This window comes from Olleya sp. NP1-10, from assembly GCF_055804415.1.
Genome location: NZ_CM147840.1, coordinates 345,048 through 371,790 on the forward strand (window position 1 = coordinate 345,048; position 26,743 = coordinate 371,790).

Annotated in this window: 19 protein-coding genes; all 19 read right to left on the reverse strand. The window is 31.4% G+C overall.

Annotation, left to right across the window (positions count from 1 at the left end; translation table 11 throughout):
• Nucleotides 1-21 precede the first annotated feature (21 nt).
• The 19 genes from AC0L4B_RS01655 to ruvB all read right to left on the reverse strand — a co-directional run bounded on the left by AC0L4B_RS01655 (nt 22) and on the right by ruvB (nt 26,726).
• A complete protein-coding gene (locus tag AC0L4B_RS01655; RefSeq protein WP_473438267.1) occupies nt 22-768 on the reverse strand; it encodes an SCO family protein in 747 nt (248 codons plus the stop codon).
• An 8-nt stretch (nt 769-776) separates the two neighbouring features.
• Complete coding sequence (locus AC0L4B_RS01660; protein ID WP_473438268.1) at nt 777-1,424, reverse strand: hypothetical protein; 648 nt, start codon at nt 1,422-1,424, stop codon at nt 777-779.
• A 155-nt stretch (nt 1,425-1,579) separates the two neighbouring features.
• Nucleotides 1,580-1,960 carry a cytochrome C oxidase subunit IV family protein gene (locus AC0L4B_RS01665; protein ID WP_473438269.1) on the reverse strand — a complete coding sequence of 127 codons (381 nt, stop codon included), beginning with the start codon at nt 1,958-1,960 and terminating at the stop codon, nt 1,580-1,582.
• Nucleotides 1,961-1,984: 24 nt separating this feature from the next.
• On the reverse strand, nt 1,985-2,962 hold the full coding sequence (locus AC0L4B_RS01670) for a cytochrome c oxidase subunit 3 (protein WP_473438270.1): 978 nt from the start codon (nt 2,960-2,962) through the stop codon (nt 1,985-1,987).
• Between the two features lie 120 nt (nt 2,963-3,082).
• Entirely contained in the window at nt 3,083-3,667 is a 585-nt protein-coding gene (locus tag AC0L4B_RS01675; RefSeq protein ID WP_473438271.1) for a cytochrome c oxidase subunit 3, read from the reverse strand.
• A 1-nt stretch (nt 3,668) separates the two neighbouring features.
• On the reverse strand, nt 3,669-4,616 hold the full coding sequence (gene cyoE / locus AC0L4B_RS01680) for a heme o synthase (RefSeq protein WP_289044782.1): 948 nt from the start codon (nt 4,614-4,616) through the stop codon (nt 3,669-3,671).
• Between the two features lie 92 nt (nt 4,617-4,708).
• Nucleotides 4,709-5,683, reverse strand: a complete 975-nt coding sequence (locus AC0L4B_RS01685) for a hypothetical protein (RefSeq protein ID WP_473438272.1) — start codon at nt 5,681-5,683, stop codon at nt 4,709-4,711.
• A 526-nt stretch (nt 5,684-6,209) separates the two neighbouring features.
• A complete protein-coding gene (locus AC0L4B_RS01690) occupies nt 6,210-8,240 on the reverse strand; it encodes a hypothetical protein (protein WP_473438273.1) in 2,031 nt (676 codons plus the stop codon).
• Nucleotides 8,241-8,402: 162 nt separating this feature from the next.
• Nucleotides 8,403-10,541, reverse strand: a complete 2,139-nt coding sequence (locus tag AC0L4B_RS01695) for a gliding motility protein RemB (RefSeq protein WP_473438274.1) — start codon at nt 10,539-10,541, stop codon at nt 8,403-8,405.
• A gap of 115 nt (nt 10,542-10,656) precedes the next feature.
• Nucleotides 10,657-11,436, reverse strand: coding sequence for an energy transducer TonB (locus AC0L4B_RS01700; RefSeq protein WP_473438275.1), 780 nt, complete (start codon nt 11,434-11,436; stop codon nt 10,657-10,659).
• Between the two features lie 136 nt (nt 11,437-11,572).
• Entirely contained in the window at nt 11,573-12,301 is a 729-nt protein-coding gene (locus AC0L4B_RS01705; protein ID WP_473438276.1) for an energy transducer TonB, read from the reverse strand.
• A gap of 58 nt (nt 12,302-12,359) precedes the next feature.
• Entirely contained in the window at nt 12,360-12,584 is a 225-nt protein-coding gene (locus tag AC0L4B_RS01710; RefSeq protein ID WP_473438277.1) for a VanZ family protein, read from the reverse strand.
• Nucleotides 12,585-12,722: 138 nt separating this feature from the next.
• Nucleotides 12,723-13,103, reverse strand: a complete 381-nt coding sequence (gene gcvH / locus AC0L4B_RS01715; RefSeq protein WP_473438278.1) for a glycine cleavage system protein GcvH — start codon at nt 13,101-13,103, stop codon at nt 12,723-12,725.
• 60 nt (nt 13,104-13,163) lie between these two features.
• Entirely contained in the window at nt 13,164-20,372 is a 7,209-nt protein-coding gene (gene sov / locus AC0L4B_RS01720) for a T9SS outer membrane translocon Sov/SprA (protein ID WP_473438279.1), read from the reverse strand.
• A 6-nt stretch (nt 20,373-20,378) separates the two neighbouring features.
• Entirely contained in the window at nt 20,379-20,960 is a 582-nt protein-coding gene (ruvA, locus tag AC0L4B_RS01725; protein ID WP_028289322.1) for a Holliday junction branch migration protein RuvA, read from the reverse strand.
• Between the two features lie 48 nt (nt 20,961-21,008).
• On the reverse strand, nt 21,009-23,306 hold the full coding sequence (locus AC0L4B_RS01730) for an NADP-dependent malic enzyme (RefSeq protein ID WP_473438280.1): 2,298 nt from the start codon (nt 23,304-23,306) through the stop codon (nt 21,009-21,011).
• Nucleotides 23,307-23,406: 100 nt separating this feature from the next.
• Nucleotides 23,407-24,333: a tRNA epoxyqueuosine(34) reductase QueG gene (gene queG, locus AC0L4B_RS01735; protein WP_473438281.1), complete on the reverse strand. Its 927-nt coding sequence runs from the start codon at nt 24,331-24,333 to the stop codon at nt 23,407-23,409.
• A complete protein-coding gene (locus tag AC0L4B_RS01740) occupies nt 24,333-25,658 on the reverse strand; it encodes a cytochrome P450 (RefSeq protein ID WP_473438282.1) in 1,326 nt (441 codons plus the stop codon). The genes queG and AC0L4B_RS01740 overlap by 1 nt, the downstream gene beginning before the upstream one ends.
• Nucleotides 25,659-25,703: 45 nt before the next feature.
• Nucleotides 25,704-26,726 (reverse strand): Holliday junction branch migration DNA helicase RuvB, encoded by a 1,023-nt coding sequence (ruvB, locus tag AC0L4B_RS01745; protein ID WP_473438283.1) that lies wholly within the window; start codon nt 26,724-26,726, stop codon nt 25,704-25,706.
• Nucleotides 26,727-26,743 lie beyond the last annotated feature (17 nt).

Here is a 26,743-nt window from a genome sequence, read left to right on the forward strand (position 1 = left end):
ATTATTAGAATAATGTTTTATTTACTCTTGTAACAATTTGGCAATATCTTCTTTCAAGATAGTAATTTCTTGATCATTTCCATCTTCATCTACTTTTTCCTGCTCGCTAATTACCCCTTTGTAAAATATTTTAGGGTTACCAAAATCGTCTTTTCTAGATCTTAAATAACCTTCTTTATCTACTAATGCAAAATCACCAGAATGTTCAAAATTGTCTGTATCAACAAAAATATTAAACCCTAAGTTTGCTAGTTTGTAAATGTCTTCTTTTGAACCAGTCATTAAATGCCAATTTGGACTAGTAACACCATAATCTTCTGCATACGCTTTTAAGACCTCTGGAGTGTCATTATCTGGCATAATACTAAAAGAGGCAATACCAAAGTCTGTATGGTCTTTAAAAGTGTTTTGAATAACTGTTAGGTTAGAACTCATCCTTGGACAAATTGTTGGACATGTAGTAAAAAAGAAATCTACGATATAAACCTGACCTAAGTAATCTTTGTTAGTTATGGTTTTACCATTTTGATCTGTAAAACTAAACTCTGGTACTTTTTTACGCTTACCATCAATAACTAAATAGTCTAATCCGCTAGTTTTAGAGGAGTCTGTGTTAGTATTAACAAGTATACCGTTACTTCTACTTTCGGCAGCACGATTAACATCTTTATTATTTATACGATCTAATATTTTAGGAATAAAAATAATTCCAAATAATAGGATTATAAATGAAATACCTATGTAAGAATAATTTGTTTTTTTGCTCATGATACTTATTAATTTAAATCCCCTTTTAAATCGTCTGCACGTCTTGAAGTAGAGTTAAACTCGCCTTTACGCTTTTGTCGATACTCAGTAAATAAAACACGTAAATCATCTGCTCCCATCACATTTTTAAGTTGCGCAACCTCTGCTGCATTATAAGCTGTTAAAGGATAAGCTTCACGCTTGTTTTCTATTTCTTTTTTTGTACGATTATCTAGACGACCACGTTGATCTAATGCTTTATCTATAATGAAAACTTTATTTGTAGAAAGATTAAAATCCAATACATCACTTGATCTTAAACTATTAAACATTTTTTTAATATCGGAATCATTTAAATACACAAACTTCCAGTATTTAAGTTCGCCATATTTAGTAAGCTCCTGTTTTAATCTACCTGCTGCTTCTTTAGCTTCTTCTGAAACCAAAGTCACAACTTGAAACTTTTTAAAACCTTGAAACTTATCGTAGATTAATTCTTTAAGATTAGACATCTCGACAACTCTAGCTTCAGGATCTTTACCTAAAAAGCCTAATACAGTAATGTAGTCTTTGAATTGAGTCTCTGTATTTGTAGAGGTTAAATTTTGAAGATCTAAGACTTCTGTTTTAACAACTTCTAAAGGATTATAGTTGTTTGTTGATGGATATAAAAACAATAAAAATATAACTGGAAGAAAAAATAAAGCGCTTAACGTAACTACTTTTTTGATATTTTTTTATCCATTTTTATTGTATTTGTATGAGATTACAAAAATAAAAAAGGTGGCTTTAAAAAACCACCTTTTAACTATATTTTATATTGATAACAGTATTAAAAATCTCTTTTAATAAAACCGTTGTCATAAACGTTAAATACATAACCTCCTTCTTGCAACAAAATAAATACTATGTAGCTAATTAAAAAGATACCTGTCCATACTACAGCACGTCTTAAACCAGGTACTTCATCACGCATGTGCATAAAGTCCCAAGTAATGTAATATGCTTTTACTATCGTTAAGATTATAAAAATCCAGTTTAAAAGTTTCATACCTAATACCATATTAGTTCCCCAAGATGGCTTGTATATACCTAATAAAACTTCAACTGCTGTAATTACAGAAAGTAAGATTAAAACTCCCCAGATTTTTTGAGTATTAGATTTAAACTTTACTAATCCTCTAAATATTTCTAATTTATGTGCGTCTGCCATGATATATTGTTTCTAAAAAAATTATTAAACTAGGTAGAAGAATGTAAATACAAATACCCAAACTAAATCTACAAAGTGCCAGTAAAGACCTACTTTTTCAACCATTTCGTAACTTTTACGTCTTTCATACGTACCAAGAACAACATTGAAGAAAATAATAATATTAAGCACTATACCAGAGAATACGTGAAAACCGTGAAATCCAGTAATAAAGAAAAAGAAGTCTGCAAATAATGGAGATCCATATTCATTTACATGAAGGTTAGCACCTTCTACAACAACTTTACCATTTTCTTTTAAAGCTTTTAATGACTCTGTTCTAGATAATACTGTTTTATGTCCTTCTTCATTTAATGTTTGTGTTCTTACTAAGATTTTTGAATTGGCTTCAAAACCAGTTACTACATCATTAATTTGATAAGGTGGTAAAGCATCTTCACCAACAAACCAAAGTCCTTTGTTACGCTCGTGTGTTTCTCTTTCTGTAGGTGTTACTGCAACAAAATCTCTAACCGCAACACGATTACCATCTGTATCCACAAACTGAAGTATATTCCCTCCTTTTGTTTGTACTGCACCAAAGTCTCCTTTGATAAAAGTATTCCATTCCCAAGCTTGAGAACCAACAAAGATGATACCACCAATGATGGTTAAAAACATGTACCACGTTACTTTTTTCTTATTTAAATGATGTCCAGCATCTACTGCTAATACCATTGTAACTGAAGACATAATTAATACAAACGTCATAAACGCTACATAAATCATTGGATAGTTACCATGAAAAAATGGAATGTGTGTAAAAACTTCGTCAGCAATTGGCCAAGCGTCTATAAATTTGAATCTTGAAAAACCATAGGCTGCTAAAAACCCAGAGAATGTTAATGCATCTGATAGGATAAAAAACCACATCATCATCTTACCATAACTTGCCTTTAGTGGTTGGTTACCACCTTCCCAAGTCTTTCCTTCTGTATCAGTAGTTGCAACTGTAGTATTCATAGTGTTAAATTAGTTGTTAAAATGTGGCACAAAAATAATCATTTTATTCAGTTAAAAAAATAGCAAAGTCTAATTTTATACTATCTAAATAAGCTTTTTGTACTTAATGTTTGTTTTTCTTTAGTTAAGAAAAAAGTATAAGAAGAAAAATAAGTACAACCAAAGTAGGTCTACAAAATGCCAAAATGTTTCGGCTAACTCAAATCCAACTATATTTTTTTCAGAATATTTTCCACGTAAGTGATTGACTAACACAACCAAAACAGGAATCAAACCTATAACAACGTGCACTATATGCACAACTGCTATAAGGTAGATATAAGTAACGGTTATATTACTTGTTGGTCCTGTAAAGTTATAACCTTCACCTATTATTTGATTAAATCCGACAAATTGATTGTAAATAAAAATTAACCCTAAAACAAAAGTAACCACCAACATTGCTGTCGTTAAATTAGTATTGCCTTGTTTTAATGCTTTTTTTGCCACTATAAAGGTAATACTACTTATTATCATAATGATAATACTGATCCAAAATGGTTGTGGCATTTGAAAATTTTGAAGCCAATCTGGCCTAGAACTACTCACTATAAAGGCACTAGTCCAACCTGCAAAAGACATGATTAAAGAAGCAATACCAAAGTACAGCATCATCTTTCTAGCACGTCCTGTTTTTTCTTCTAAGGTTCCTTGAGTTAAATCCATTTTATCTTATAAATTTATCGATAACGTATACTATTTGTATTAAAGTTATATACAATACACTTGATAGCATTAATTGTTTTGCAGCTTTTTCGGTTCTATTTTTATAGAGTTTAATAGCATAAGTTAACATCATAATTCCTAAACCAAAAACTACAACTGCTGCGACAATAGATAGTTTTAATCGTCCTGTCACACCAAATACTGGCACAATAGATACAAGAATTGTCCAAATGGTATATAATAACACTTGTATGGCTGTCCCTTTATCTTGTTTACCTGTAGGCAACATAAAAAAGCCACCACGTTTATAGTCGTCAAATAAAAACCAACCTATAGCCCAAAAGTGTGGGAATTGCCAAAAAAATTGCAATGCAAATAATGTTCCTGGCTCTATACCAAAATTATCTGTAGCAGCAACCCAACCTAACATAAATGGAATAGCTCCTGGAATAGCTCCAACAAAAACAGATAATGGTGTTTTTGTTTTTAAAGGCGTATAAACGCTAGTATATAAAAATATAGAAATAGCTCCAAACATAGCTGTTTGAGCATTAATAGTATATAAAATTGTAATACCTAAAACAGTAAATAAACATGCTATTAAAAAGGCTGTATTTACTGTCATACGACCTGATGCGACAGGTCTGTGCTTTGTACGATGCATTAAAGCATCCAAGTCTTTTTCGATTATCTGGTTAAACGCATTACTTGCTCCTACCATAAAATAACCTCCTAATGCTAGTAATAACACAATTTTTAGGCTGATAGTTTCGGCTCCTAAAAAATAACCAGCAACTGACGAAAACACAACACTTAATGACAAACGCATTTTAGTGATTTCTTTAAAATCTGATATTACTGTATGTTTTATTGTAGTTGTTGCTGTTGTACTCAAACCAACGTTATTTTTTTGCTTGTGCAAAGATACTGCTAAAAAGGAATTTGGCATAAAAAAACCACAAGGTTTTTAGACTTGTGGTTTTGACAAATAATAATTTGGCATTTGTTTTGTTCAAGTAGATTTAAATTATAATCCATTCTTTATTGATAATACTCTATAATTCTAGTGTCTTTTATTACCTTATTGTCCTTTCTGATTGATTTTTCTATCCAGTTTCCATTAAAATCAATATCAATGGTAATGATTTCATTATTATCACAATTGCAGTTAACAGTCGTTATTGTTTTTACTTTACTTAATTTACAATCATAATTTATGGTTGATTTTCTCCACTCTAAATTATCAGGATAATAAGCTTCTTTTTCAATTGATGTTATTAATCCATCAGAATATTTTATTCTACTTATAAAATTTCTTACTGATGGAAAACCTGTATCTTCTACAAACATGTCATAATGCCAAAATAATTCTTGTTTAATGACTTGCTTATTTGTATTGTAAAAATTTTTAGCATGACCAACTTGAATGTTATTATTAAAGATTTTAATTTCTTTTAAAAACTTAGAGTAACCATATTTATAAATATATTTAAACTCGTTGATAGAACTGTATTTAGAATTAATTTGTTTGATATACTCATATTCAAACTTAGAATCTTTTACAAAAAGCGTATCTAAATATTTGTAAGCTAAACCTTGCTTTTTTCCATCCGATTTTACAGCATAATAATTATTTGAATATTTATCTTTTTTAAGAACTTTATAATCCAGATTATAGATGCCAGTTTGTTTTAGAAGTGTTATACCATCATCAGCATAAATATAGTTAAAATCATACTTAAATTTATCTTTATCAAACACCTTAGATTGCGTCAACTTAACTTGCTTATTATATAGGTTTATAATTTTGAGACTATCCGAATAAATAATAATTTCTTTTTTAACTTTACCATTTATCCTACCAAATCTCTTATTGCTTTCTATAGTTGTTTTAGGAGCCAAGTCAAAAATTTGTTCATTTATTTCTCTAAATAATTGACTATCATCATTAACATCTTGTGAAAAAACAAATGATGAGAAGCTAATAAATATTAATATTAAGTTATTTTTATTCATGTTTTCATATTTACATTTCACTAGTATTATCAAAATCATTTAATATAATAAATTGGAGTATAAAAGCGACAACAAATTGCCATATTTTAAAACTAAAATCTGAATGAATATCATATGAATAAATTATTATTAAAGCCACAGAAATAATAATAACTCCAATCAAGATTTTTCTCAAGTTATTAAAAAAGCTTATTTTCTTTATGAATAATGAATTCATATAAAAAAATAACATTGGAGATATAATACCAACAGCAACTAAATACGAAATATCTACAATACCCCAATTTCTTATTAGAAACTTTTTTCAAGCACTAACTCTAATAAATTTCCTGTCAAAGAATAAACTAATATCCCAATAATAAAACTAATATTTGAGGCAATAAAAAATTTAAAAGTAATCTCAGAATTGAATTCATTTAAATTACATAATATAATTACCAAACAAAATATTAATGGTATAATCCAAAAATTTATAAAACTCAATGACAACACACAAAGTATAGGGACGATAATTATTTTAGCTATTTTACTCACAATTAATTTCTTCTATTGTTTCGTTACTTGTTAGTAATTCTTCTATTTTTTCTTTATCAACTCTAGCTGCTGTACTTGTAACAATATTAGCTTGACCTCCATTCTCATTTACCCATTGTACAATTTCTTCTTGCATATTTTGCCAAGTTGCTGCAGCTAAATCATAATATGAATTTTGCTGACATTCTGTATCAGTACCAGGAGCAAGATTTAATATTTTAGCAATATTAGCTACATCAACTGCTCTTGTAAATAATTCTAAATTTCCATTTTCGTTAATTAACCAACCCCATTGACGATTACCTGAAAAAGGTTGTGTACCATTACTTGGTGTAATAATTGTAGAAATTGCCCAATCATTATTTGTAAATTCAGTAACTATAACAGCTCCCTCGTCATTAGCAATTGATGGTAATATTCCTTCAGCTTCAGATTCAATCAATAAAATAGAAGCTATTGGATTATTAGAAACAAAATCTATTCCATCATTTGTACCTAAGGGTACAAACTCCCAAGCAATATCGGCTGTGTCTGTAGAGTTGCCAGGAATATCACAACTGAATTGAAAGTCTTCTACTTCTCCACTAGCTAAATCTATAAACCTATCTCTAAATGCCTGATATATTTCAGCTTCTGAGTCATCGGCACCATCATCATTAAAATCAGGATAGTTTGTAACTTCTACTCCATAATAATCAATATTTGCAAGTGGCACATTACCATCAGTAATAGGTTGGTGCATATAAGCTGCTGGATTACCCCCAAAACCTGAGCCTAATTGGCCTAATCTACTAGAGCATTCTTCAGGGAAAGGCAAATTATATAAATCTAAGTAATTAGACGTGTCTAAACCATTTTGTTCTGCACAATTTTGTATTAATGCCCATGGGTCATTATCTATAATCTCTAATAACTCTAAATATCTTTCTAGTTTAGCTGTTGAAATTTCTTCTAAAATTTCAATAAACTCACTAACATCCTCAAAATCAAAACCCCCATCCTCACAGACAGCTTCTACAGCACTAATTGCAAAGTCCTCTGCTTCCTGTGGATATTCCGTAGCTAACCCATCAGGATCCACTAATAACAATTCACTTTCCAAATAGTCGTAAAGTTCTTCCCAATCTTCATTAGTTAGATTATTATCAACATTCTCGCATTGTATTAAGTTAAGATGTCTTAATTTAATATTAAAACCCTTTTGTCTTTTCTTTTTTGGACTTAACGTAGTTATAGATGTAGTATTACCATTTGTATTACCTCCATAATTTGGACCATTGGACGTATCTGTTGGGTTAGCAGTATCTCCTGTACCACCACCACTACCTGTACAATTACCCGTAAAAGTATAATATAAAGCATCTGACCCAGTTCTATTTGCGTCTATACATTCTTGACCTGCTGGATGAGGCTCTCCTAAACCATCTGAGCTCCATGGACACATTAATACACGTATACATTCTTCTTCTTCAGCAAACACGTTTTTATTAAAAATATCATTTATGAGTGTATTATCGTCCAAATTAAAAACACTTACTTTATTAGTAATATCAACATAAACCTCATGTTCTATATCTAAAACCTCTTGAGGCGTAAGATCATATTTAATTAATAACGTTTTATAACTACCGTCTTGCTGTGAAACTATTAATAGGTTTTCAATACCACTACCATCTCCTACCCTAGTTACAGGAAAGGTATATGAGTGACTATTTGTGATAAAATCTTCTATGTAGGTAGCAACATCTGTTTCTATGTAAAAATCATCTGCCTCTGAAAAAATTAATTTACCTGATTTTGCTATTTTACTTTCCTCAATTACATCTAATAAGGTATGCAACTTTTCTGAAAGCTTTTTATTTTGACTAATCTCAGTTTCACCGATATGTGAAACTCTAAAATTTGAGTGCTGTGTTTTATAATTTTGTTTTACATACAAATCTTCTTCTTTTTCGCAATTAGTTAAGACTAAAAAGAGACTTAAAAAAAGTAAGATTGACAAATGGTTTTTTGATTTTTTCATATTGATTTATAATAGGTTGCTCAAATCAAAAAAAAACTTCTAAACTAATTTATTTTTCAAAAAACAATGCATTTCATCGAAAAAGCCATATTTTTCAAAATATTGCTGTGGTTAAAACCACACTTGGGACTTTTTTAGGTCAAAAGGCTAAAAAAACACGGTCTACATATCAAAATACCAATTAAACAAATCTGTTCTGACACCAAAATTTATCCAAACTGTACTATTATTTATGACAGAAACTGTTTGAGCTTCTGGATTAAAATTACGGTAACTTAAATTAACAAATGCTTTTAAGTTAGACGCTGGATTAACTAAATAACCCAATTGTGTACTGGCATTTACAGTTGTAGTTTTTATGCCTTGACCAATGGTCACACCTGTATCAAACGGTCTATCGTTATAATTGCGGTAAATATCAGCACCATAACTAAAATTATCTGTTCCGTCATTAATATCAAATCCTCTAATACCTGCAATTAATTTAGCCTCTGCAAACCAACGGTCTTTTTGGTAACGACCAATTAAGACTAACTCTTTAAAATTTGCTCCCCAAAGATGTGCCATAGGTTGATTATTGTGAGCATAATTTAACACAATTGTATTATGAGAATACGTATATGGTCGCACTTGGTTATATTCAGCTTGAAGCATTAAATTTTTCACTTTAAAAGCATTGTAATATTTTGCTCCTAACTGAAAACCATATTTATTTTTCCAGCTTTTATTTCCTCCTGTGACATCACTTAATGAAAATTCGTCTAAAATAAACTGTCCATAAACGTTAGCATTATCGCTTAACTTATATTTACCTGAAGCACCTAAAATGGCATTCCCTGCACCTTGTCCAGTTTCAAACTCAATAGCTCTAAAAAATATTAATGGATTTAAATAGTTTATATCAAAACCACGATCGTTACTATTTTCCCAAATAACAGACTCAAAAAAACCTAAGTTTAATCGTTTGTTGACGTTCCAACTTAAATAATGATTTGCAATATATTTTGTTTTAAAAGCTTTATCTTCTTCAACTTCATCACGCACATCTTTTAACCAGGTCCAAGTATTAGTATATTTAATTTTCCAAAACTTAGTATTTAGTTTTAAAAAGGGGTAAGGACTTGCAACATCACTTTGTAATAAACTACGGTAACCATCTCCTATAAATTGTTTTCCGTGACCAAATTGTATATTCATAAACTTAGCTGGAGAATAAGACATATAAGCTTCTGCAACAGGATAATCATAAGCATCCTCCTTAAATCTTTTAGCAATACCACGACCAGGTATTATGGCTGGATCAGGACCAAATGCTTTTAAGGTTTCTGCATATTGGTTAAAATATTGAGCAAATCGACCTTGACTCTCATAAACAGAGGCCGAAAAACTAAATTTACTACCTAAACCACCTTGTATATACACACCACGAGTATTATTATACGTGTAATTAAAATCTGCATCAGTATCCTTTCCTAATTGTAAATCAAAAATAGGGTCTAAAGTAAACCAGTAATCTTTACTTTGAAGTTGTACTAGATGTTGATTCCATAATTTACGACCAGACCAAGTTGATGTTTCTTTTTTTAAGGCCTTATTTTCTTCTGAAAAACTATAATAATCATCAACATCTTCATACATAAAAGGTTTTGAAGCTGTATGGCTATTTGTACCTATTCTATTTATATCTTGATCAAATCTAAAATAATTTTCATGAGAAAAAGGTATATTAACTTGACTTGAATACGCTTTGTCTGTATAATCAGTAACCGATTTTTGAACACTATCAAATTCCTGCTTAGCTTTAAGTTGTAACGCTGTTAATTGCTCTATTTTGTTAACTGTATTATTTTGATTGTCATCAGAAATTGAAATAGTTTTAGATGAATTTACAGGTGAATTATTTTCGTTTAACGGAAAATACAGCGTGATGCTGTACTGTTTAAATGTAGGATTACCATTATAGGTGGCTGGCTTTACCACAGGAAATTCTGCAAACACACGTTTAACTTCTTCTTTTAATTGATTAAACTGTGCATCAATATAAATAGTCTTAAACTCTCCTGATTTAGAAACTTCAAAAACCACAGCGACTTCTCCTTCATAATCAGGTTTAACTGTTTTAGGTTGCTGAAAATTAGTATAAAAATTTTTATACACTTCTTGATTAAAACAAACATCAAGCTGTTTTAAATCAGTAGTGTCACAAACTTCAAATCTAGGAGATACATGATATACAGAAGTATCTTGAGAAAAAGCAACAGTAGAAAAAATTAATATTAGTCCTAAAATGAAAGTCTTCATATTTAGTTTTTAAGGGTTTAATTAAGGCGAAAGATACTGCTTTTTATTAACGCTATAAAATAGAAAAGTCGCTACCTGATTATGATAGCGACTTAAAACATTATAATTAATACTATTAATATTTTACCTGAAATATTATTGGTAAACTATATAAAACCGAAACAGGTTGACCACCTTGTTTACCTGGTGTCATTTGCGGTACTTTATCCACTACTCTGTTGGCTTCTTTTTCAAGGTCTTTGTGTGTTGCTCTTGTATTTATAATTTCTACTAATCCATCTTTATTAATTCTGAAATTAACATAAATACGTTGAATCCCTTCTTTTAAACCTAAGTCAGCACCTAAATCTCTATCAAATTTTTTCTGAACTAAATTTGATAACTTTTCTGACATACATTTTCTGCGTTGATCATTATTACTTGCACTTTCACAACCTGGATACACAGGCACCAAATCCACAAAATTAACATGTACTTCCTCTGGAATTTTATAAACCTCAAGATCGCCAGGATTAACAGTTGGTTTTGTGTTTTCGGTTTTAGTTGGTTTGAATATATCTGACTCTAACTTTTTACTTGTTTCTTTTTCAGGCGTATCATCTGGAATTATCTCTGGATCAATCACAGGTTGTGGCTGCTTCTTAACAGGTTCCGATGTTTCTACAGCATCTGGCTGTATTGCAATTGTTGGCGCAAACATATAATCTTCATCTAAAGCTATTGTGGCTGTATCAGGAAGATTAAAATCGTGCTCTTCAAATTTCATTTCTAAAGCACCATAAGCTGCTAACAAACACATTATTAAACCAATCTGAAAATATAACGCTGTATTCTTTGATAAATTAGCTTCTTTTTTTGAGACTTTTTGAATGTTTTCTGGTTTTCTTGACAACATTCTTTGTTTTTGATAGGGTTTTTCATAATAAAGATAGTTTAAATATTAATATTATGAATATTTAACAATAAACGTACCAAAAACAAAAATCCCGTTACTAAAAGTAACGGGATTTAATATTTATATGGAATATGTTTTACTCTACTTTGAAAGTAATAGGTAATCCGTAAGGTACATTTACAGGCTTCCCTCTTTGCTTACCAGGTTTCATTTTTGGTAATTTAGCAATAATACGTTTAGCTTCTGCTTCTAACTTTGGGTGAGGTGCTCTAGCTTGTATATTTACAATTTTACCTGTTTTGTCAATTTTAAAACCAACATTAATTCTTTTGACACCACTATCAAGACCTAAATCTTGTGCTAAGTCTGCGTTAAAGTTTTTTCTAACGAATTTCCCAATCTTTTCAGACATACACTTCTTTTTAGCGTCATTGTTACCAGCACTTTCACATCCTGGATAAATTGGCACGTTTTCAATAATTGAAAATGGTACATCTATATCTTCTTCAACTTCTGCAACTTCTTCAACTTCTGCAATTTCTATTTCAACAACTTCTTCTTGAGTAGTTTCAGTTGATTCTATAATAGTTTCTTCTATTTCCTCTTCATCTTCTACCACTTCAATTACTTCAGGAGCAGCTGGTGGTGGTGGTGGTGGTGGTGGAGTGTTCTGAATTTCAGTAATTGGCACATCCTCATCATCAGTATCATCAAAAACTAACATACCTATATCAATGTCAGATTTTTCTGTTGTTGTGTAATTGATTGTTACATAAGATAAAAATAGCATTAATGCTAGTCCTACCGCAACATAAAGAGAACTGTTACGTCCTACATTTGCTTTTGTATTTTTTTTAGATTCCATATCTTTTGATGTTTACTGACTGCTAAAATAACTATTTATTTGTTAAAAAAACAAGCTATTAGTTGTTTTTAACTTTCCAGTATGTTATTAAATTAATAATTATAACTGCTATTAGAGCACCTATTACATTGGCTATAACATCTTTATAATCGGCTTCCCTATGCTCTGTTAATACTTTTTGTAATACTTCAATTATTATACCAAATACTATGGCAAAGATAAATGAACGTGTTAAAGCTTGTTTTTTTGTTTTTTTTGAAAACCATAAAAAAACAAAAACCAAACGCTAGTAAATAAAAAATAAGCTATTAGGTGTGTGACCTTATCATTATAACTTGGTATTTCTACAACCTCATTTACATTTATAAGGCATACGTACAATAACAATAAGCTGTAACCAAAGCTAATTATTGGTAACGTTTTACGCACCAATTAATGCTTTATAATCGTCTGCTGATAATAAATTATCTAATTGAGATGCATCAGACACCTTAACTTTAACCATCCAACCATCACCATAAGGGTCTGTGTTAACTTTTTCTGGTTCGTCTTCTAAGTCTTCGTTAAAAGCAACTATTTCTCCAGATACTGGTAAAAATAGATCTGAAACCGTTTTTACTGCTTCAACAGTACCAAATACTTCGTCTGCATCCAAGGTTTCGTCTAAAGTTTCAACTTCTACATAAACGATATCACCTAATTCACTTTGTGCAAAATCTGTAATTCCAACTGTAATTTGGTCACCTTCTACTTTAACCCACTCGTGATCTTTAGTATATTTTAATTCTGATGGTATATTCATTATTTTATTTTTTGAATTACAAATGTAACTTAATGACGATTAATTTCAAACAATGACCTATTAATTTCCGAAATTATATCTTAAGGTTAATCCAGAACGTATTGTTGTTTGTGGAAATGCTGTTGATATTGCGTATTCTGAGAATGTATAATCAAAGTAGAACACTCCTGTTAGGTTTTTACTAAAAGCGTATTCTGCGTTGTATTTTAAGCCCCAAATTGTTTGTCCATTTGTGATTTGATTATTATCCAAATCTAGATATCTAATAATTGTTTTATTATCTCTTACAGATACATCTGCAGACATAACTAAGTCGGATACTATTGCCTTTTTAGGTCCTGCTAAATTGGATTTGATACGTACATCTTTTATACGATACCCTAAACCTACTACATATTCGTTTCCTGAAATTTCAGTCATTAAATTATTATCAAAACTTAAAGATAACATGCGATCTTTACGCATTTCTAACAATACTCTAACCGAGTTTTTCATTTCCATATCAAATCTAAACAGCGGACTAAACATTTCTGTCAAAGTCACACTACTATATAATTCTTCACTTTTAAAGTTTCCTGCTTGATCAAGGTCTTCGGTTGGTTGATTATCGTAATCTAGAGAATAATCAATACCATCATAGTCCAAGTTAGTCCTAAACTGACCAATATTGTAGCTAGAACGATATCCATGGGTTAATGAGAAACGTTTAAAATTCTTTTTAAACCATTTCATTTTCATAAATCCAGAATACTTAATATCCCAGTTTGGAATTGGCACATTTCGTAAAGCTCCTAGTTTAGTTTTACTAGCATCTTGACCTGTATATGCACTAACAAAAGCAGGTAATAAAACTTGTTGACTTGTTTTACCAAATCCTTTAGGATAACCGTCTTCATCTACATCGTTAGGATCTGATCCATTTTGTATTGCTAGACGCCTTGCTATTGCTAATCTATTGTTTCTAAAATCATCAAATGCTTGTGATCCATTTTCATCACTTTTACCAAATGCTGTTGGTAATGTAAATGCTGAAATACTAAAATTACCATATGTATTTGGTGTTAATGATAAATAGTCACCATTTTCAATTCTGTAGTTTTCTGTATAATTTTCAGCATAAGTCCTAAAACCAACTAGATCAATTTTAAAATCATTAAAAGGTTCTAGATTTGCAGATACATCTAACTGTTTAGTTTGATTGGTAGTGTATTGTTGGTTAAAATCCTGAAAAGTTGTTAACCAACCATTTCTTGCAGCCAACGCTCTAACATCACTTTGACTACCAAAAGTATAACCTAGAGTAGGTTTTACGGTTCCTAAAAACCCTGGTGTTTGTAAATATCCTGGTAAATAAGTACCATTAGTTTCACTATAAACTGCTTGTATACGTTTTACAGAGGTTAATAACCCAAGACCTATGTTTCCTATTTTAGCACCAAAACCATCTCCTTTCTTTTTGGTTTCCGTTTTCTTTTTACCTTTTTCTGCAATTGGTGGTCCACTTGCTCTTGATCCTCGAGCAACTTTATTACCTCTACTTGTTTTTCTCTTTTTTGCTATACCTAAAAATTTATACAACTTATTCATGTCTAAAGTTGAATTAATATTATGGGTATTTCCGTTAGAAATAGAGTTACCTAAATCATAAGTATTTCCATCATCAGCTAATAAGCTTCCATATAGATCCGATCCTTTTTCCCATTGAAATAATCCAGAATAAGAATACGTTGCTTTTAAAAAGCTTAAAGCCGGAATTTTATTTAATGGTAATTCATAATTAACTCCTATTTGTTGTTGCTGTCTGTTTGGATCACCAAAATCAAAAAAGCCATCCCAAACATCTAATAACGGATCAGGTTCTCCGTTAATGATATTATCTTTAAAGTAATTACGAACAATATTATTATTTGAAGATGAATAATTGACTTGTAAAGATTTAGTTAAATTCCAATTAACATTATACTGATAGTCAAAAGTATAATTACGTCTATACAATTCTTCTAATCCAATATTATCACCAGTTAGGTCAATATCTCTAAATTTTTGACGGTTAAATTGTCTATTTAAATCTGTATTTACTGTGAAACTTGCAGGCAGTACATTAACATTTAAGTCTTTAATAATTTTCCAATATTTACCCGTAAACAATGAATCGTTTTTCTTGAAAGGCTCAATAATTTTAGGTTCAAAGTTATAAGCGTAGTTAACACCAGCTCTTACTTGTTTATCTACAGATCTTTCGATTTCAAAATCACGATGCTCTAGTTTGTTGTACGAATAATTTAATGTTACATTTTCGACATCATAAAAACGAGGTTTACTGTCTCCAACTCTGTTTTTCTTAACACCAATAAAGTTAATGCTTTTACGTTTGGTATATTCTTCTGACTGTTCTAATATCCTATCTCTTTCTTCAGAATCTGCTGCTTCATCTAACCTTGTATCTAATTCTAAATCTTCATATTGTTGATCGTATTTAGGAGTAATAAGCTCAACCCCTTGACCATAACTAAACGGAATCTGAATACCCCATTTTTTAGGTAATAATTGTCCAACATTTACATTTGTAACAACGTCATATTGTTTACTATCCTCTAAACTACGCTCACTTGGACCTTGATTAACATTTCCAAAACCTGCAGTACTCATCCTTCCTGATGCACTAACACTTGCAAAATCTGCTAACTGTGTATCAACCGTTACAATTGCAGCCCAACCACCTTCATTATCCATTTCGGATAACCTTAATTCATTAAACCAAACTTCACCACATTGCACGTTATTGGTTCCGTTTTTAACACCAACCATTAAAGTTCTGATATCACCAAAATTTGGATTTCCTTTAATAGCGACACGCTGTTGACCTGTAACATAACCTGCAAACTGATCTACAACAGGTACTAAGTCTGAACCTACAACATCATAAAAATTAGCTGAACCATCGGTTAACGTTTGGTTACTTATACCTAACGATTTAATTCGTTGTAAAACTTCTAACTCTATATTAATTTCATTTACATCTGGCCAAAAGGCTTCTGCTGAGGATCCACCACTATAAACACTTAAAGGCACTTCTATTTGGTAGTAGTTTTGAGTTAAGTCATTACCCATTCTTATGAATCCTACAAGTTCATTATCTGACAAACCAGGTGTTTCGCCATCTCTAGCATGCATAAACATCCTTAGTTTTTTATATTGACGCATGTCTAAACTTATATTTTTAAACACAGCTCTTGCGTCTTTTGCTTTTAAATCACAAACATCAACGACTAAAGCTTGTTCGTTTTGCCTAACTATAGTATTGTTATTATTTAACTGCTCTGGCACTACACTAGGTGGAGACACGTAACTACCATCATTTTCTTGAGTACTAACTGCTCCAACTGTAAAATCTGTATCTTCAAAATCTAAAGGCGTTGCTCCACCATCTAAAGCTAACTGAAAGCGTCTCCAATCGCTACGTACTAGCTCTAAAGTACCAAAACGTAAGGTTGTATTTTGTTGAAACTCGTTTAAATATAATCTTGTAAATCTTATCGAACGTAAATCTGTTATACCATTAACTACAAACTCATCATCTGTACGAATAGGAATTCTAAACTGATACCATTTTGGATAAGCAGTATCTCCATTTGGTAAGACTCTAGGATTATTATTATCTGTTACGTTTTTAGTGTCTACAATATATTCGTTATCAATATTAAGTGATGCAGGAGTGATTTCTACTTCATACTCAAAATAACTATCAATAGTATTCATTGTATTGTCACGGTTTACATCCTCAACATCTGGTTGTGTTGTAGACCCTCGGTTTGTATCACTAAACGTATCAGGAGAGTTACCATCTACTCCGTTATATAACTTATATCTATCAAAAATATCTCCTTCGGCATTAAGATAGTAGTTATAATTATCTTTTGCTGGATCTGTTAATCCTGCAAAACCTGAAGGAAAACTTGTTGCTTCTTCCCCATCATCATAACCATCAAAACCAACATCTTGATTTGTACGTTCTTGTCCTGTTGTATCAAATGCATAAATTAAGGCTTGATTTTGAGGAACTACAGATTGAAAAGCTGTTTGTGGTAACAAACTAACATTACCATCTTGAGGCAATCCATTTTCATATTGTTTACGTCCATCTTTTAATACATCTTCAGAAATATTACCTAAATTAATATAAAGTTTACCTCCTGGATTACTAGTGTCTTCTTGAAAAGGATCTTGTAACCAAAATTCAATATACTCTACATTGGCTTGTTCAAAATCCGTAGAAGTTATTTGACGTGTAATACCAGCCCAACTTGCTGCTGGATTTGCTATGGTTTCGTTTTCAGTACCAGGTTCAAAATTATATGGTCCACGTTCTTGTGGGTAATACGATAAATCTAATGTGTTTAATACTGTTGTTTGTCCCTGTGCTATATCTTGTTCTGGAAATAATTCATTTACAAAAACTCGACTAGTATATAGGCTAGACATATCATCGTCAGAAATACCACTTGGACGTTGACTACCGTAAAATATAGGATCAATCGTATACCAGTTAAGCATTGCTCTACCATAACCGTTTTCGATACCATTGTCATCAAAAGTAGTAACATTGTTAACGTTTAATGGTCTACTTGACAAACTCCATGACTGAGCAGATTTTAAATCTATCCCATTTTGTGTGCCTTCAAAATCATCTATATAAGCAGTTGCTTCACCATTAAAATCTGTACCTTTTGGAGCACCTGGTAGTAGATATGCAAAATCACCTCTAACAGAAATATTGGAAGGTGCATCTGTATCTATATTTGGTAATTTATTTACTAATCTTGATAAGAATGGTACTTCAGATGAAAAGTTTGCATTAAAACCAAGTATGGTATTATTTATTGGTTCATTAGCATAATTTGCTTTTTGAGTAATAGGTCTTTCGTTTAAATTAATATATGTTGCACCAATAACAAAGTCTTCGTTAAATTGATGCTCTATATTTAAACCTGTATATCTCTTGGTTTGTTGTCCAAAAATAGAATTATTTTCTGTTGAAACTTCTATTGGAATATTTGATGCTTTAAGACCTTCGTCAATAATATAAACACGTCCTAATTGATAGTTAACTGTATAATCTTGACCTTCTACTAAAACACGACCTCCTGCTGTTACCTGAACAGATCCTCTTGGTACATTAAATCCACCAATTGGTATTCCATCTCCTCCTGAAGATTTGTAACGTCCTTTAATTTGGAATTTATTTTTTTCACTTTCATCTAAAGCTGCTGTCTTTGTCGCTTTATAAAGTAAATCGTATACGTATTTTTCTTGGTTAGGGTTGGCATAAGTGTCCGCTTCATAATCTGTTGTATTATTTCCTGTGTTACCATCGTTGTCTAAAACATCAAATAAATAACGACCAAAAGGCTCTACTTTTGTAAAAACAATTTTACCGTTAGCCGGAATAACAGTTATACCAGAAACAAAATCAAAAAAACCATCTCCATTAGTTTGTGGATCATTGTTATAATTTAATTTATCAAAATTAAATAGCTTTAATAATGTAGTTTGCTCTATTGGCTCTCCATTAAAATCAACTCCAAAAGGTGTCCCTTCTACAGGAGAAATGTAATTTAAAGCAGCAGCTTCATTATAAAATATATTAAGTGTAAAATCTTCTTGCGTTAATTGGTATGCACCTGTATCGTAGACGTTTTTCATCATTAAGTCCCAAATAGGCTGCGAAACGCTAGTAATACTACTTTTTAATAGTTTTAAAATTAATGCGTTATTAGTGACGTTAGTGACTTGTCCATCTGTGTTAACATCCACATCTGTTGCACCAATACCGTCATTAGCAAATTCTCCGACTTGAAACACTTGACCTCCTACTGTATATTGATAAGCAACAGCTAAGACTTCGTCATTATTTAAACGTTGACTTAAAGATATATAACCTAATTGTGTGTTTAGGGTATATTCTTGACCTTCGGTAAGTTTTCTAGTATTTTCCTGTTTAGCAAAATCAAATCCTTCATTAAAACTAGGAATTGAAATCCCATTCTGAACCGTTGCAATATCTCTTACTGCATCATTTAATTGCGATCCTGCATTACCAATATTAGTTGGATCAAGTCCATTGTTTCCGTTATCAGGATAAGCATTGGGACCACCAGAAACTGCAACACCAGAGTTACCGATAACATCTGTTTCTCCTAAATCTTGAAATGCTACAAAGTTTCTTACATTTTCTGTTGAATTACTTCTGTTGGTTACCCAAACTTCAATTCTAGTAATTTGAATATTATTATTTATAAATGGATAATTTAATAATGCATTATCATAATTATTACGGAAGTATTGGGCTAAGAAAAAGTGACGATTTTCGTCATAATCACGAATAAAAAAATCAAACTCGTCTAAAGTTCCTCCTCCTTGAGCTGTTACTGATTTTGCATCAGACCTTTGGTCTGAAAACACAGCAGTAACTGTTGTTTTACCAAATTTTAATTGTGTTTTTACTCCAAATAAACTTTGCGCTCCTGTAATTAAAGAGCTGTTAAGTGGCATACTAACATTACCAACTTCAATTTTTTGAATGATATCGTCTTCTGTTGGTGTGTACTCTAATTTTATTAGATTTTGAAAGTCAAAGGTTGACTGTGTATCATAATTTGCATTAACCTGTAATCTAGATCCTACTTTACCTAACATACTTAAGCTGATACGTTGATCAAAATCAAAAGAAAAGTTTTGTCTATTTCTTGGTGAAAATGATGGGTTGTCTTGCTTAGTAAATAATACTCCTAAATCCATTTCAACTGTACCTTGAGGCACTATAGATATTGGTCCTTCACCAAATATACTTTCAAAAAAACTAGAGTTTACATAAAACTCAGGAATTAGATTTTTTTGAGCTTCTTCAGAATTACCCTTTTTACCTTCATAAGCATCAATTTTATCTTTATAATAAGATTTCAAATTTTGCTGAGATACTAAATCCTGATATTCTTGTGGTGTTAATATGACAGGGTAATTTATATTAAATGCACCAACTGACTCAGTATAAATATAACGATCTGTAACAGGATCATAAGTATATTTAGACTCTATGCTGTTTGGATTTGGCATATTAATAGTCCCTAAATTAAAACCAGTTTTGGTACTATCTTGCTCCACTGCACCATCATCTTCTTGAGCAAAAGATAAAGTTGTAGTCAATAATGCAAATACTGTTAATAAAAAATATTTAAGGGATTTATAAAAAGTATGTTGACGTGTATTCAAAATAAATTATAAATTTTTTAAGGCTAGTTTGATAATTGTTTCTACGTTAGCTTCAGGTTCTACTTTAACAATTTTGTCAATCACTTTTTCTGCTTGCTTTTTAGCAAAACCAAGAACTTCTAATGCAGATAACGCTTCATCTTTATTAGTATTGCTTTGTGTTACAGAAACTTCATCAATATCATAAATTTTAAGAATTTTATCCTTTAAATCGATAATAACACGTTGTGCTGTTTTAATACCTATACCTTTTATAGATTTAATTAAGGCTACATCTTCAGTAGCAATTCCTTCTCTAATTTGTTTAGGCGTTAAAGAGGACAACATGGTTCTAGCTGTATTGGCTCCAATACCACTAACCGAAATTAATAATCTAAATAATTCTCTTTCGGTAGTTGATGCAAAACCATATAATGTATGCGCATCTTCTCTGACTTGAAGATGCGTATACAATTTTAAAAATTCTTGATCAGGAATTTGAGAAAAGGTGTGTAAAGATATATTTAACATGTATCCTACACCATTGCAATCGATGACTACATCTGTTGGATTTTTCTCTACTAATTTTCCTTGTATATGTGTAATCATAAATTTATGTTAATCCCTCAAATGTAAGAAATTTATTTATAGAATAAATTAGTTGCTATTTTTTATACTTTGCTCTTGTTTTTCTTTTTGCTGAGCATCAATAACTGCAATAGCTGCCATGTTTACAATTTCGTCTACACTAGCGTGTAATTGTAGGATGTGAGCAGGTTTACGCATACCCATCATTATTGGTCCGATTGATTCTGCTTTATTAAGTTCTTTTAGCAACTTATAAGTAATATTTGCAGATTCTAAATTTGGAAAAATTAAGGTGTTTACTTTTTTACCTGCTAACTTAGAGAATGGGAAACTATCCGATAATAACTGACTATTTAAAGCAAAATCTGTTTGCAACTCACCATCAACTAATAAGTCTGGATGTCTTTTGTGTAAATATGAAACTGCTTCTCTAACCTTTGTTGCTGTCTGGTCTTTGGATGATCCAAAGTTTGAAAAAGAAGTCATTGCCATAACGGGCTCCATACCAAACATTTTAACCACTTTTGCTGTCATTTGTGCAATTTTAGTCAAATCTTGAGCAGATGGGTTAATATTTATAGCAGTATCACTTAAAAACATTGGACCACGTTGTGTCATCATCACGTTAGTCGTAGCAACTCTTGTAGATCCTGGAGCCAAACCAATAAGCTCTAACATTGGTTTTACAACCGAAGGATAACTACGTGTATAACCAGATATTAAAGCATCTGCATCACCTTCGTTAACCATCATAGCTGCATAGTAATTACGCTCTCTCATTAGCTTTTCAGCTAATAACTGAGTGACACCTTTACGCTTACCTTGATCCCAAAATACTTTTGCGTATTTATTTTTTTGTTCTAATTGCTCGTCCGATTTTGGATCTATAATTAATACATCTGCATCAAATTCTAGTTCTTCTTTTAAACGTTCGATTTCATCTTTTCTTCCTAACAAGATAGGAATTGCAACACCTTCTTCATAAACAATTTGCGCTGCTTTTAAAACATCCAATGAGTCTGCCTCTGTAAACACCACACGTTTTGGGTTTAATTTAGCTCTGTTTAATAATAATCTAACAATTTTATTGTCACTGCCTAAACGATCTAATAACTCGTCTTCATATTTTTGCCAATCCGTTATTGGTTCTTTAGCAACACCACTTTCTATTGCTGCTTTTGCAACAGCTAAAGGTACAGTACTAATTAACCTAGGATCAAAAGGTTTGGGGATTATATAATCTTTACCAAAGGTTAGTCTAGTTTCTCCATAAGCAATATTTACTTGTTCTGGTACAGACTCTTTAGCTAATTTAGCCAGAGCTTTAACTGCAGCCATTTTCATTTCTTCATTTATCTTAGTCGCACGTACATCTAATGCACCACGAAATATAAAAGGAAACCCTAAAACATTATTAACTTGGTTAGGATGATCACTACGTCCAGTAGCCATTATGATATCTTCTCTAGTATCTATCGCTAGCTCATAACTGATTTCTGGATCCGGATTAGCCATAGCAAAAACAATAGGATTTTTAGCCATAGTTTTTAACATGTCTTGCGAGACTAAATTACCTACAGACAACCCTAAAAACACATCACTATCCACCATAGCTTCTGCTAAGCTATTGAATTTTTTATCTGTAGCAAATTTAAGTTGACTATCTAATAAATCTGTCCTATCCTTATGTAAAACACCATCTTTATCAAACATGGTAATATTTTCTGGCTTAACGCCTAAAGCCGCATATAAATTTACACAAGCCATGGCTGCAGATCCTGCTCCAGAGATTACTACTTTTACAGTCTCAATGTCTTTTTCTGCAATTTCTAACGCATTTATTAATGCTGCAGATGAAATGATTGCAGTACCATGTTGGTCATCATGCATAACAGGAATATCCAACTCTTCTTTTAATCGTCTTTCAATTTCAAAAGCTTCTGGAGCTTTGATATCTTCCAGGTTTATACCTCCAAAAGTAGGAGCTATATTTTTAACAGTTTCTATAAATTGTTCAATATTTTCAGTATCAACTTCAATATCAAAAACATCAATATCTGCAAATATTTTAAATAACAACCCTTTACCTTCCATTACTGGTTTAGAGGCTTCTGGACCAATATTACCCAATCCTAAAACAGCAGTACCATTAGATATTACTGCTACTAAGTTTCCTTTTGCTGTATATTTATAAACGTTGTTAACGTCTTTTTTAATTTCTAAACAAGGTTCTGCAACACCAGGAGAATAAGCCAATGCTAAATCTCTTTGTGATGCATATTTTTTTGTTGGAACAACTTTTATTTTTCCGGGAGTTGGCTTTGCATGATATACTAAAGCTTCACGTCTTCTACTTTGTTTGCTCATAACTTCACTTCAATTTTTAGTGAATTACAAATGTAATCTTTTTAGAAGAAAACAAGTTTAAAATAAGGATGGATAAACGGTAGATTTAAAGATAAAAATGTTAATCTTTAAGAAATTTTATATTTCGGGTTAAACCTGAATATTTAGTACGCTTTACAGCTGATTTTTGAAACACTTTTTTAAATACATCCTCTGTAATCTCTTCCCAGTCTTTTTTGGACATGTCTAACAATTCTGGATCAGGATTAAATAACGGTTGATTATGTGGTTTAGAAAACTTATTCCAAGGACACACATCCTGACAGACATCACAACCAAAAATCCAATCGTCAAATTTAGATTTCATTGTGTTAGGTAATTGATCTTTTAGTTCAATAGTAAAATAGCTAATACATTTACTACCATCTACAACATAAGGATCTACAATTGCTTGTGTTGGACAGGCATCAATACACGCTGTGCAAGTACCACAATGGTCTGTTACAGGTGTATCATAATCCAACTCTAAGTCAATAATCAGTTCTGCAATAAAATAAAACGAACCCACTTTTTGAGTTAATAAATTACTATGCTTACCAATCCAACCCAAACCTGATTTTGCAGCCCATGCTTTATCTAAAACTGGAGCAGAATCCACAAAAGCACGTCCAGACACCTCTCCAATATGTTCTTGAATGTATTGCGATAATTGTTTTAATTTAGATTTTATGACATGATGATAGTCATATCCATATGCATATTTAGAAACTTTATAGGTGTCTTTTATTTGTTGTTGTTCAGGATAATAATTTAATAACAATGAAATTACGGACTTTGAATCCTCTACTAATTTTGTTGGATCCAAACGCTTGTCAAAATGATTTTGCATGTAATCCATTTGACCATTCATATTGTTGTCTAACCAACGTTCTAATCTTGGAGCTTCTACTTCTAAAAATTCGGCTTTACTGATACCGCAAGATAAAAAACCTAAACGTTTAGCCTCATCCTTAATTAGGTTAGTATACTTAGTTTTATTATTAAACATTAATTTCTTTTCTGAAAACGTAACAATGCGTTTTTAGGTTTTAATGTAATTAAAGGGGTAATTTCAATAGTTTCAGATTTAGGTTCTATTTTATACTTTTTAAGTAGTTCTGTAACAGCTATAATCATTTCGAACATCGCAAAATTATTACCTATACATTTTCTAGGTCCAGCACCAAAAGGAAAATATTGTGCAGAATATTGACGACCTCCATCTTTAAAACGCTCTGGTAAAAAAGTATCTGGTTGGTCCCATAGCTTTGGATGTCTATGCATTTCATAAACTGAAAACAATAAATTACTACCAGATTCAAAATGATACTGATTAAAATCATCTGGTTTAATGTTTACTCGGTCTATAAAATAAGCAGGAGGATATAACCTCATAGCTTCCTCTAAAACTTGTTGACAGATTTTTGAAGAAGAAACCCTTGTCATTAAATCTGTATCATCACCACCTAAAGATAACCACTCTGCATAGATTTTATCTTGCCATTCAGGATGCTTAGCTAGTAACTGAAAAGTAAAAGTTAAAGCATTTGAAGTTGTCTCATGTCCTGCTGTAAAAATGATTAATATTTCATCTATTAATTGTTGCTCTGACATGCCTTGACCATCATCATATTTGGTCTCTAAAAGCATATCCAACAAATCGTCATAACGTTTATTTGAAACTTTACGGTCTGCTACAATACCCTTTAATATAACCCTTGCTTCTTCAGATAGTTTTAAATGTTTTTTCAGTTCACCTCCTGTTTTAAACCACCAACCTAAATAAGGTTGTCTAAGTTCTTTTACTAACATACGTTGATTGGCTTCAGTTATAAACTGAAGACGTTCCATATCTTTGGCTCTAGCTGGTTTGGTAAATAAAGATTTAACTACAGTTTGAAACGCAAGGTCATTTAGTATAGGGAAGATATCAATAGTTTTGTTTGTAGAAATTTTATTAAATTCTTCTACAATGGTGTCTTGCATACCGCTTAACAAATTCTGCAATTGCTTTTTATGAAAAGCGGGTTGCATCATTTTACGTTGTTTTTTCCATTTTTCACCTTCAGAGGTTAATAAACCTTCACCTACATATTTTACTAAATCCTCTGTTTGGATGTTAGACTTAGTATAGTTTTTTTGGTTTTTCTGAAGAACATATTGTGCAAAAGCTGCATCACGACAAAAGTATATTTTAGAATTAAAACTGACATTCAATTTAAAAATATCACCTTTTTCAATAAAATTCTTATTATGAAAAGGTAATGGATTTTTTAAAATTTCTAATGAATGCTTAATGAATTTTAATAACGAAACTTCTGGTATTTTTTTCATTTAAAATATTTAATTCAATTATAAAACTCTACTTATACCTTTATTCTAAAATAAGCCTCCTTGAGTTGGTCCTTTAATTTTCCCTAAATGTTTATAGGCAAGCTCAGTGACTTCACGTCCACGTGGAGTACGCATTATAAAACCTTGTTGTATCAAAAAGGGTTCATACACTTCTTCAACCGTTTCTGTACTTTCACTAACAGCAGTAGCAATAGTGCTAATACCTACAGGACCACCTTTAAATTTATCGATTATAGTTGACAGTATTTTATTATCCATTTCGTCTAAACCATAAGCATCAACATTAAGCGCTTCTAAGCTATATCTGGCAATTTTAATATCTATGCTACCGTTTCCTTTAATCTGTGCAAAATCACGTACACGACGTAGTAAAGCATTGGCAATTCTAGGAGTTCCACGACTGCGTCCAGCAATTTCAATTGCTGCTTCCATAGAAATTGGTACATTTAAAATATCTGCACTACGCTGAATTATTGTAGTCAGTAAATCTGTTTTATAATATTGAAGTCTACTTTGGATACCAAAACGTGCTCGCATTGGAGCTGTTAATAAACCAGAACGTGTGGTAGCACCAACTAAAGTAAATGGATTTAAATTGATTTGTACAGTCCTTGCATTAGGACCAGTTTCAATCATAATATCAATTTTATAGTCTTCCATAGCTGAGTATAAATACTCTTCTACAATTGGACTTAAACGATGGATTTCGTCTATAAAAAGAACATCTCTATCATCTAGGTTTGTTAATAAACCTGCTAAATCACCAGGTTTATCTAATACAGGTCCTGATGTAATTTTAATTCCAACTCCAAGCTCGTTTGCCAATATATTAGCAAGGGTTGTTTTACCTAAACCTGGAGGTCCATGAAATAAAGTGTGGTCAAGTGCTTCGTCACGCATGTTAGCGGCTTGAACAAAAATTTGCAGATTTTCCAATACTTGATCTTGACCTGTAAAATCATCAAAGGATAGAGGTCTTAATTGTCTTTCGACATCAAACTCTTCAGGAGAAAAATTATCGTTAGTTGGATCTAGGTTTTCGTTCATAATATTTCCGCGAAAGC

What these genes read in the sequence shown, in the direction of transcription:
- AC0L4B_RS01655 (WP_473438267.1), bottom strand. Translation starts at nt 768, where the DNA reads ATGAGCAAAAAAACAAATTATTCTTACATAGGTATTTCATTTATAATC.
- AC0L4B_RS01665 (WP_473438269.1), bottom strand. Translation starts at nt 1,960, where the DNA reads ATGGCAGACGCACATAAATTAGAAATATTTAGAGGATTAGTAAAGTTT.
- AC0L4B_RS01670 (WP_473438270.1), bottom strand. Translation starts at nt 2,962, where the DNA reads ATGAATACTACAGTTGCAACTACTGATACAGAAGGAAAGACTTGGGAA.
- AC0L4B_RS01675 (WP_473438271.1), bottom strand. Translation starts at nt 3,667, where the DNA reads ATGGATTTAACTCAAGGAACCTTAGAAGAAAAAACAGGACGTGCTAGA.
- cyoE (WP_289044782.1), bottom strand. Translation starts at nt 4,616, where the DNA reads ATGCCAAATTCCTTTTTAGCAGTATCTTTGCACAAGCAAAAAAATAAC.
- AC0L4B_RS01685 (WP_473438272.1), bottom strand. Translation starts at nt 5,683, where the DNA reads ATGAATAAAAATAACTTAATATTAATATTTATTAGCTTCTCATCATTT.
- AC0L4B_RS01690 (WP_473438273.1), bottom strand. Translation starts at nt 8,240, where the DNA reads ATGAAAAAATCAAAAAACCATTTGTCAATCTTACTTTTTTTAAGTCTC.
- AC0L4B_RS01695 (WP_473438274.1), bottom strand. Translation starts at nt 10,541, where the DNA reads ATGAAGACTTTCATTTTAGGACTAATATTAATTTTTTCTACTGTTGCT.
- AC0L4B_RS01700 (WP_473438275.1), bottom strand. Translation starts at nt 11,436, where the DNA reads ATGTTGTCAAGAAAACCAGAAAACATTCAAAAAGTCTCAAAAAAAGAA.
- AC0L4B_RS01705 (WP_473438276.1), bottom strand. Translation starts at nt 12,301, where the DNA reads ATGGAATCTAAAAAAAATACAAAAGCAAATGTAGGACGTAACAGTTCT.
- gcvH (WP_473438278.1), bottom strand. Translation starts at nt 13,103, where the DNA reads ATGAATATACCATCAGAATTAAAATATACTAAAGATCACGAGTGGGTT.
- ruvA (WP_028289322.1), bottom strand. Translation starts at nt 20,960, where the DNA reads ATGATTACACATATACAAGGAAAATTAGTAGAGAAAAATCCAACAGAT.
- AC0L4B_RS01730 (WP_473438280.1), bottom strand. Translation starts at nt 23,306, where the DNA reads ATGAGCAAACAAAGTAGAAGACGTGAAGCTTTAGTATATCATGCAAAG.
- queG (WP_473438281.1), bottom strand. Translation starts at nt 24,333, where the DNA reads ATGTTTAATAATAAAACTAAGTATACTAACCTAATTAAGGATGAGGCT.
- AC0L4B_RS01740 (WP_473438282.1), bottom strand. Translation starts at nt 25,658, where the DNA reads ATGAAAAAAATACCAGAAGTTTCGTTATTAAAATTCATTAAGCATTCA.
- ruvB (WP_473438283.1), bottom strand. Translation starts at nt 26,726, where the DNA reads ATGAACGAAAACCTAGATCCAACTAACGATAATTTTTCTCCTGAAGAG.